We start from the raw sequence: 501 nt of genomic DNA on the forward strand, positions 1-501 counted from the left end.
AGCAGGGCTGATCCGCCTCACGCCATCGCTTCGGCCTGCGCCGCATACCCTTCGTAGCCGGCGGGTCCAGACTCGGTGTGCAGCAGCGTTATCGAGCGCCGCGGCCGGATGCGCCGCGTCCTGTGCGGCAGAAGCGCGCACCCGCGCGCGGCTCGGATCCGCACTTGGAACATGCGGACGACGTTGCGACCACCGTCTGCAGGGAATGGGCCGCGTTGGTCGGTCAGGCGGGTTCGTCGGCCGGATCGTCGAGAACGCTGACGGCAATGCCGTACGGCAAGAACCGGACTTTGCGTTTGGCGTCGGTGTTGTTCTTGTGGGCGCGCAGGGCGTCGAGTTCGGTTGCGTACACCTGCTCGACGCGGGCGCCGCCGTCGGCGTCCACCGTGTAGATGGCCCACACTCCGTCACCGGCCTCGCCGGTCGTCTCCGGCTCCGGACGGCTGCGCCGGGACAGATCTTCGAAGATCGCCGACCACCCCGTCTTGGTGCCGGGGCCGC

At 69.5% G+C, this 501-nt stretch carries 1 protein-coding gene; it reads right to left on the reverse strand.

Annotated elements, in window-relative coordinates:
- Nucleotides 1-223: 223 nt before the first annotated feature.
- A partial coding sequence (locus A5636_RS17785; protein ID WP_065159963.1) for a hypothetical protein occupies nucleotides 224-501 on the reverse strand: 278 nt, incomplete at its 5' end.

The organism is Mycobacterium asiaticum (assembly GCF_001673315.1).
In the GTDB taxonomy this organism is placed as follows: domain Bacteria; phylum Actinomycetota; class Actinomycetes; order Mycobacteriales; family Mycobacteriaceae; genus Mycobacterium; species Mycobacterium asiaticum_B.